Source organism: Pseudomonas sp. BGI-2 (assembly GCF_004310295.1).
Lineage (GTDB): Bacteria > Pseudomonadota > Gammaproteobacteria > Pseudomonadales > Pseudomonadaceae > Aquipseudomonas.
Genome location: NZ_SISB01000080.1, coordinates 1 through 7,844, shown reverse-complemented (window position 1 = coordinate 7,844; position 7,844 = coordinate 1). Strand labels below are relative to the sequence as shown.

Annotated in this window: 4 protein-coding genes, 2 rRNA genes and 1 pseudogene; 4 read left to right on the top strand and 3 right to left on the bottom strand. The window is 57.4% G+C overall.

The window, feature by feature from the left end; all coding sequences use genetic code 11:
* Positions 1 to 233: 233 nt before the first annotated feature.
* The gene (locus EYC95_RS29790; protein WP_131063508.1) at positions 234 to 2,114 is read right to left on the bottom strand and encodes a methyl-accepting chemotaxis protein; all 1,881 of its coding nucleotides are present in this window, start codon (positions 2,112 to 2,114) and stop codon (positions 234 to 236) included.
* A 302-nt stretch (positions 2,115 to 2,416) separates the two neighbouring features.
* On the opposite strand from EYC95_RS29790, the gene EYC95_RS29785 reads away from it, so the two are divergent.
* The 4 genes and pseudogenes from EYC95_RS29785 (at position 2,417) to EYC95_RS29770 (ending at position 7,387) form a co-directional block, all read left to right on the top strand.
* Positions 2,417 to 2,917, top strand: a complete 501-nt coding sequence (locus EYC95_RS29785; protein ID WP_131063507.1) for a sigma-70 family RNA polymerase sigma factor — start codon at positions 2,417 to 2,419, stop codon at positions 2,915 to 2,917.
* Positions 2,917 to 3,930 (top strand): FecR domain-containing protein, encoded by a 1,014-nt coding sequence (locus tag EYC95_RS29780; RefSeq protein WP_131063506.1) that lies wholly within the window; start codon positions 2,917 to 2,919, stop codon positions 3,928 to 3,930. The genes EYC95_RS29785 and EYC95_RS29780 overlap by 1 nt, the downstream gene beginning before the upstream one ends.
* Positions 3,931 to 4,018: 88 nt before the next feature.
* Positions 4,019 to 6,520 carry a TonB-dependent siderophore receptor gene (locus EYC95_RS29775; protein ID WP_131063505.1) on the top strand — a complete coding sequence of 834 codons (2,502 nt, stop codon included), beginning with the start codon at positions 4,019 to 4,021 and terminating at the stop codon, positions 6,518 to 6,520.
* Between the two features lie 71 nt (positions 6,521 to 6,591).
* Positions 6,592 to 7,387: pseudogene (locus EYC95_RS29770) on the top strand (PepSY-associated TM helix domain-containing protein).
* 76 nt (positions 7,388 to 7,463) lie between these two features.
* Here the strand turns inward: EYC95_RS29770 and rrf (EYC95_RS29765) are convergent.
* Both rrf (EYC95_RS29765) and rrf (EYC95_RS29760) read right to left on the bottom strand, forming a co-directional pair.
* Positions 7,464 to 7,579, bottom strand: a 5S ribosomal RNA gene (gene rrf / locus EYC95_RS29765).
* 107 nt (positions 7,580 to 7,686) lie between these two features.
* Positions 7,687 to 7,802, bottom strand: a 5S ribosomal RNA gene (gene rrf, locus EYC95_RS29760).
* Positions 7,803 to 7,844: the final 42 nt, after the last annotated feature.

Sequence of the window (7,844 nt, the reverse complement as noted above, 5' to 3'; positions counted from 1 at the left end):
AGATCGGATTGAGTTTGGTAACTTCTTGAAGGGCGTTTTGTAGGGACATGAAGCGGGCTCATAAAAACATAAGCCCGTTTCTATTACTGCTGGGCGGGCAAGTCAATTTCTTAACTGACTGGCATTAGGGCAAGCCTCGCTCCTACAAGGGCATCGTAAAACCCTGTAGGAGCGAGCGGTGCGGCGATCCGACTTGCCCGCGAAGGACGGTAACGCGGTCAAACAGACTTCAATCAGATCTTGAAGCTATCCACCAACTGCTTCAACCGGTTCGCCTGCAACGACAACGCATCGCAATCCTTCAACGTTTCATTGAGGTTGGCCACGCTCTGCTGGTTCAGCAAGTTGATCTGGTTGACGTCGACGTTGAGGGTTTCCACCACGGCGGTCTGCTCTTCCGTCGCCGCGGCCACCGACTGGTTCATGCCGTCGATTTCGCCGATACGCTGGGTCACGCTGACCAGTCGCAGACCTGCCTGGTTTGCCACTTCGACAGTCTCTTCGCTGGAGACCTGACTGGCGTTCATGGTCGTCACGGCCTCGCGAGAACCGATCTGCAGCGAAGTGATCATCTTGTGGATCTCTTCCGCCGACTCCTGCGTGCGATGCGCCAGGTTGCGCACTTCGTCCGCCACCACCGCAAAACCACGGCCGGCCTCACCGGCACGCGCCGCTTCGATGGCGGCGTTGAGCGCGAGCAAGTTGGTCTGCTGAGAGATGCCTTTGATCACATCCAGAATATGCCCAATGTTGTCAGTGCTGGCGTTCAGGGTTTCGATCTGGGTGCAGGACAGGCTGATTTTCTGCGACAGTTCGGTCATGGCCAGGATGGTTTTCTCCACCACCTGACGACCGTCGTCCGCCTGCTCGCTCGCGCCGCTGGCATGCTGCGAAGCATCGGCGGCATTGCGGGCGATTTCCTGAGTAGCGGCGCCCAGTTGGTTGATCGCCGCCGCCACGCTGTTGGTACGCGCGCTTTGTTCGTCGGAACCGACGATCGAGGCGTTGGACGATGCCATCACCCGTTGCGACAAATCGTGCACCTGACGGGTCGCCGAAGACACTTCAGAAATCGATGCGTGAATCCGCTCCACGAATTGGTTGAACGAACCGCCCAACTCGCCGAATTCGTCTTTGCTTTCCACGGCCAGACGACGGGTCAGGTCACCTTCACCCTGGGCGATGTCCTGCATCGCGCGGCCCATGGTGGTCAGCGGACGCATCAGCACGTTGATCAGCAAACTCAGCAGCACTGCAATAACGCTGACGGCGATGAACATTGCGATCAGCGCCGAGGTGCGGAATTGGCTCAGTGGTGCGTAGGCCTTGTCCTTGTCGATCGACAGACCGATGTACCACTCGGCATTCGGCAAACCGCTCACCGGGGTGAACGAGAGGATGCGGTCCTGCTTGTTCAGGGTGACGTCCTGATTGCCCTTCTCGATGCGCACGCCCGAATTTGGATAAATGTCCTTCAGGTTTTTCATCACCTGGTCTTTGTCCGGGCTGACGATCACCTGACCGTCAGCGCTGACCAGGAACGCGTGGCCGATGCCACCGAAGTCCACCGAGTTGATGATCTTCACCAGGGTTTCCAGGCTCAGGTCACCGCCGACCACACCGAGCAATTCGCCGTTCTTCTTCACCGGCATCGCGATGGTCACCACCAAACCACCGACGGCGGCCATATACGGCGGCGTCAGCATGGTCTTGTCGGCAGCCACGGCTTGTTTGTACCAGGGACGCTGACGCGGATCGTAACCGTCCGGCATCTTCGCGTCGGGGCGTTGCGTGAACACGCCATTGGCCTGGCCAACGTAGGTGAACTGGAAGTTCGAGGTGAAGGCTGGTTGATCAACCAGACCTGGCAGGTCCGCGTTGGCGCCTTGATGAGCGACGTTCTGTGCGAGGTTTTCCAGCACCAGCACACGGCCGCTCATCCAGTTAAGCACGCTGCTGGCGGTCAGATCGCCGGCTTGCTGGACGGAGGATTCGAGGTTTTGCCGGATGGTGTTTCGCTGCAGATAGTCGTTGTACAAAGTGAACAACGCAAAAGCCAGCACCACGACGCCAGAGGCGGCCAGAAGGATTTTATGGCTGAATTTGAGATTCATTTCATGGGACTTCTTATGCAAAAAGTGGGGATGCGTTCCAGGTGCAACATTCCATGTAACAGCGCAGGCGGCATTCTTCGTCCGCTCTACTTTGGTGCACGCATGTCTCACCAGTCTGTCGGCACGAGTCGGAGAAATCTTAGGGGTTTGTAAGAAAAGCCCGGCATTCCCGCCGAACGGCATGCTAGAGCGGTTGAATAGCATTTTTGTGATGACGGTTGTTCGCCCGGCAGTTGCAAATTCCGTGACCCTTGATGACAATGCGACTAATTATCATTTGTGACGTTCGGGCTGTCGCGTTCATGTCCTCACCTGAGTTTGCAGTACAGACGCTTTACAGTAGCCATCACGGTTGGCTCAACGCGTGGCTGCGCGCTCGATTAGGCAATGCAGCCGATGCGGCAGACCTGGCGCAGGACACCTTCGTGCGCCTGTTGCAAAGAACCGAACGCCTGGAACTCAAGGCGCCCCGCGCCTTTTTGCGAACCATCGCCCGTGGCTTGGTCATCGACCATTGGCGCCGTGAGGAAATCGAGCGCGCCTACCTGGAAACCATCGCTCACTTGCCCGAAGCCCACACCCCGAGTGCCGAGGCGCGGGCGCTGGTGCTCGAATTGCTGGAAAGCATCGCCCGCATGCTTGAAGGCCTGAAGCCGAAAGTGCGTCAGGCATTTCTGCTGGCGCAGTGCGAAGGACTTACCCACAAGCAGATTGCCGGGCAGATGGGCTTGTCCATGCGTTCGGTGGAGCGTTATGTCGCTGATGCGCTGTATCACTGCTACGTCTTGCGGTATGAAGCGTGATGTCTGTGGATAACTCGTCACTTCACCGGCGCGGCGAACCTCATCAGCAGGTGGTCAAACAGGCCATCAATTGGCTGCTGCGGCTGCGCAACAACGCGGCCAATCCGAGGTTGCGCCAGCAATGCGATGTCTGGCGCGCAGAGCATTTTGAACACGAACTGGCTTGGCAGCGGGCGCAGTCCCTGCAAGCAGAGTTGAGCAGCAATCTGCGCGCGGTGCCCGGCGCCCAAGTCGCGTTCAACACGCTGGAAAACAGCGCTCAGGGATTGGGACGACGACAGGCTCTGAAGTTGCTGTCGGGCGCATTACTGATGGGTTCTGCGGCATGGCTGGGCAAGGATGCGGTAGGTTGGCAGCAGTGGACCGCCGACTTCGCAACCGCCACCGGCGAGCGACGTGGTTTCCAATTGCCCGACGGCACCCGCCTGGAGCTCAACACCGCCAGCGCGGTGGATCTCGATTACACCGCGCAGCAACGGCTGATCAAACTGACGCGCGGCGAAATCATCGTGACCTGCGGCGGGATCGACGAAGCGTCTTCATTTGATCGACCGTTGCGGGTGCACAGTCGTCACGGCGTGTATGAAGGTGTGGGGGCGCGGTTCATCCTGCGTCAGGAGGATGACTGCACACGCCTCAGTGTCACCAGCGGCATGGTCGCGATTCATTCGCCACGGGCCGCCGACGGTGAGCCGATTCGGGTACAGGCCGGACAGAGTTATTTGATCGATGACCACCAGGCGAAGCTGGCTGCGCCTCTGGATATGGATGCCGGTGCGTGGGTCGATGGCCTGATCGTCACTCGCAACATGCGCCTGGGGGATTTTCTCAATGAAGTCGCACGTTACCGACACGGTTATTTGACGTGCTCAGCGGACATTGCGGACTTGCGGCTGTCCGGAGTCTTCCGTCTGGAGAACTCCGATAAGCTGCTGGTCATACTCCCGCAAACCCTGCCGGTGCAGTTGCGCTACCGCACTCGCTGGTGGGTGACGCTGGAGCGGCAAGTCTGAATTATTTTTGGCGGGTTTTCCGTGCAAGCCCGGCTTAGTCAGTAAGCACTTCAACTCTGACTTCAGCGACTTCCTACGGAAACCTACAATGACTGTGCGCGCCATCGGTAAGAACCTTCCTTGTTTCACTGCGGACACCTGCATTTTGCACGGTGCCGTTCGCGCGGCGCTGTTCTCTACCGTGCTGGGGGTCGGCTGGTTGCCAACACTTTCGGTTGCGGCGCAGAACAGTGAAGTCAGCAGCCATCGCTACAACATCGGTGCCGGTCCATTGAGCGATGTGCTCAACCAGTTTGCGCGTCAGGCCGGCATCACGTTGTCGACTACGCCTGCGCAAACCAGCGGGCGCCATTCACCGGGTGTGCAGGGAGACCATTCAGTCGATCAGGCGCTGAATCATTTGCTCGATGGTTCGGGCCTTGAGGCCTTGCGCCAGGATGGCAGCAGCTATGTGCTGCGTCCTGCCGCTGAAACTGGATCACTGGCATTGCCCACCACCGACATCAAAGGCTTTGCCCTCGGTAACGCACTGGGCAGCATGGACGGCTACAACGCGACGCACAGCCAGATCGCCACCAAGACCAGTACCGCGTTGCTGGAAACGTCGCAAAGCGTGTCGGTGGTCACCCGCGAGCAAATGGACGACCAGGGCTCGCAAACCGTCTCCCAGGCCATGCGCTACACCCCGGGCGTGCTGACCAATCCATATGGCGCAACCCACCGTTATGACTACGTGGCGATGCGCGGCTTCAACGACGGCTCGGTGGATAACATCTACCTCGACGGCCTCAAATCCATGGGCGATAGCGGCACCTACAGCACCATGCAGGTGGACCCGTACTTCCTGGAGCGTGTCGACATTCTCAAAGGGCCTTCATCGGTACTTTACGGTCGCAGTTCGCCGGGTGGCCTGGTGGCATTGACCAGCAAGAAACCGCTGTATGAGCCCTATCATCAGATCCAGGCCACCGTGGGCAGCCAAGGCCAGCGTGGCATGGGTTTCGACTTCAGCGGCCCGGTGGATGACGACAAGCGCATTGCCTATCGTCTGACAGGGTTGGCGGATCAGTCCGACACGCAGTTCGATTACAACAAGGAAAAGCGTTTCGCCCTGGCGCCTACGGTGAGCCTCGACTTCACCGAAGATACCTCGCTGACCCTGCAGGCCTATCTGCAACACGATCCCGACGGTGGCTATCACGGCGGCATGCCGGCCAATGGGACAATTCATCAGCGCAACGGCAATCGCATCTCACCGCACTTCTTCGAGGGAGAGCCGGGCATTGATGGTTTTCAGCGTGATCAGCAATCCTTCGGTTATCAGTTTGAGCATCGCTTCAACGACGTCTTAACTGCACGGCAGAACTTCCGTTATCTCGATTCCAAGGTGAAGCTGGATCAGGTCTACGCCTATGGCTGGACCACACCGAGCAGTCATGAGTTGAATCGTTACTACACCGGTGGCGACGAGAAACTTAATGCCTTCATTGTCGATAACATGCTGCAAGCGGAGTTCTTCACCGGCGCAACCAAACACACGGTGCTGTTGGGTGCGGACTACCAACGGCGCAAGACTGTCGTCGACTGGACCAGCGGCGCCCTTGCACCGATTGATGTGTTCAACCCGGTGTATGGCAACTCGAATATCGACTTCTATGGCACGACCAGCTATCTGCGTCGCCTGGAACAGACTGGCGTCTACCTGCAAGACCTGATCGAAATGGACAAGTGGCGCTTCTCCCTGGGCCTGCGTCAGGACTGGGTCGAGACCTCCGATGAAAACCGACTGGCCGAAGCGCAGCGCCCCGTCGGCACAGAAATCAGCGACAAAAGAACCAAGCTGACCGGTCGTGCAGGCGCGTTGTACCTGTTCGATAACGGCATTGCGCCTTACATCAGCTACTCCGAGTCCTTCAACCCGAACTCCTACTCAAACAGTGCCGGCAATCCTCTGGCACCGACCGATGGGACGCAGTGGGAAGTGGGCGTGAAGTATCAGCCATCGGGCACTGACAACTTGTTCACCGCGTCACTGTTTCGCATCGATCAGGAAAACCTTGCGACCAAACTGCCGCAAGAAAACTTCTACCGCGCTGTAGGTGCCGTCCGCTCCCAAGGCCTGGAACTGGAAGCGCACATGCAACTGACCGACAATTTGAAAGTACTCGGCAGCTACACCTTCACCGACATTGAATACTCGAAGTCTATGGTCAGCACCCTGAGTACGCCCACCGACGTCATCGAGAACAAGGGCAACTCGCCGACCCAGGCGCCGCGTCATATGGCGTCGGTCTGGGCAGACTACAAATTCGACAGCGCGGTACTCGATGGCCTGCGTCTGGGCGGTGGTGTGCGGTATGTCGGCTATAGCTGGGCCGATGCGGAGAACACCATGAAGGTGCCGTCCTACACGTTGTTTGACGCCTCTGTCGGTTATGACTTGGGCAAGATTGGGTTGAAGGACGTGGACGTACGCCTCAATGCGAACAATCTGACAAACGAGTCGTACGTGGCGTCCTGTGCCAGCCTGAACTTCTGCTATCTGGGCGAAGAACGCAACGTCGCCGCCACGGTGAGTTACCAGTTCTAATCACTCGTTATTCCTACAAAGCCAGCGCCTGACTCCAGGGGCTGGCTTTGTCGTCTCTGCAGGAAAACTCCATGCGCACACTTCTGGTTTTACTTCATCGCCACATCGGCTTGGCCACAGCGTTGTTTCTGCTGATGGCAGGGATCACATGCAGCATTCTGGCGTTCAATCATGAACTGGATGAATGGCTCAACCCAGTGTTCTATCTGGCGACATCCGAGGGTGAGCGTCTGCCTCCTGGGGATCTGGTCGACAAGCTGCAAAACGAGCATCCGCGCCTTCAGGTCTGGTACATGAAGTACCCGGACGATGTGGGGCATACGGCCTTACTCGCAGCCGTTGCACGTACCGATCCATCGACTGGAAAACCTTTCGCCGAGCCCAACCAGGTGTTCTATCTGGACCCAGTAAATGGTGAGCAGAAGGGGCTGAATCCCGTGGGCTCATAGCCGCTGAGGAATGGGGCCTGACTCGACTGAGTTATCAACAGGCTTATGAGCGTGCGCTGAAGCAAGGTCAAAGACTGGAGTTGACGGCGTCGATCGGGGAGTTGTATTACAGCTTTGAGTACAACTTCTATGGGGCGGGTTTTGGGCAACATGATACTGAGGCCCATTGTAAATCCTGGCTGTTCTTCCATGGCGCAGACGGGCGTTTATTAGGACAGGAGATCGCGGGGCAGGGCACTTTGGGAGAACGTTTTTACAGGCTGCAATTGCTGATACACGGAGGGCGAATCATTGGATTCACCGGGCAAGTCAAGTTGCCGTGTTGGGTATTTTGATTGCAGTGCTGTCGGTGACCGGGAACTATATCTGGTGGCGCAAGTTGGTGGCTCGCAGAAGCAGTAAGGCGCGCAAAGAGTAGTCTGGAGTGAAGTTTTTAGGGCTCCAGAACGACAAAACCCCTGTCTGCGTTAGCAGACAGGGGTTTCGGAATTCAATCTTGACGATGACCTACTCTCACATGGGGAAACCCCACACTACCATCGGCGATGCATCGTTTCACTGCTGAGTTCGGGATGGGATCAGGTGGTTCCAATGCTCTATGGTCGTCAAGAAATTCTGTGACCAGCCCGTTACAGCCGTAACGTGCCAGCAAAATTGGTGACTTCTACTAAAACAAAACCCCTACCTGCATACGCAGATAGGGGTTTCGGAATTTAATCTTGACGATGACCTACTCTCACATGGGGAGACCCCACACTACCATCGGCGATGCATCGTTTCACTGCTGAGTTCGGGATGGGATCAGGTGGTTCCAATGCTCTATGGTCGTCAAGAAATTCGGTAGCCAGGTCGTGGGCCTTTTCAGGTTCACGCTC

Bases quoted from the DNA above. Each gene is read 5' to 3' on its own strand.
- EYC95_RS29780 (WP_131063506.1), top strand. From the start codon at position 2,917: ATGTCTGTGGATAACTCGTCACTTCACCGGCGCGGCGAACCTCATCAG.
- EYC95_RS29785 (WP_131063507.1), top strand. From the start codon at position 2,417: ATGTCCTCACCTGAGTTTGCAGTACAGACGCTTTACAGTAGCCATCAC.
- EYC95_RS29790 (WP_131063508.1), bottom strand. From the start codon at position 2,114: ATGAATCTCAAATTCAGCCATAAAATCCTTCTGGCCGCCTCTGGCGTC.
- EYC95_RS29775 (WP_131063505.1), top strand. From the start codon at position 4,019: ATGACTGTGCGCGCCATCGGTAAGAACCTTCCTTGTTTCACTGCGGAC.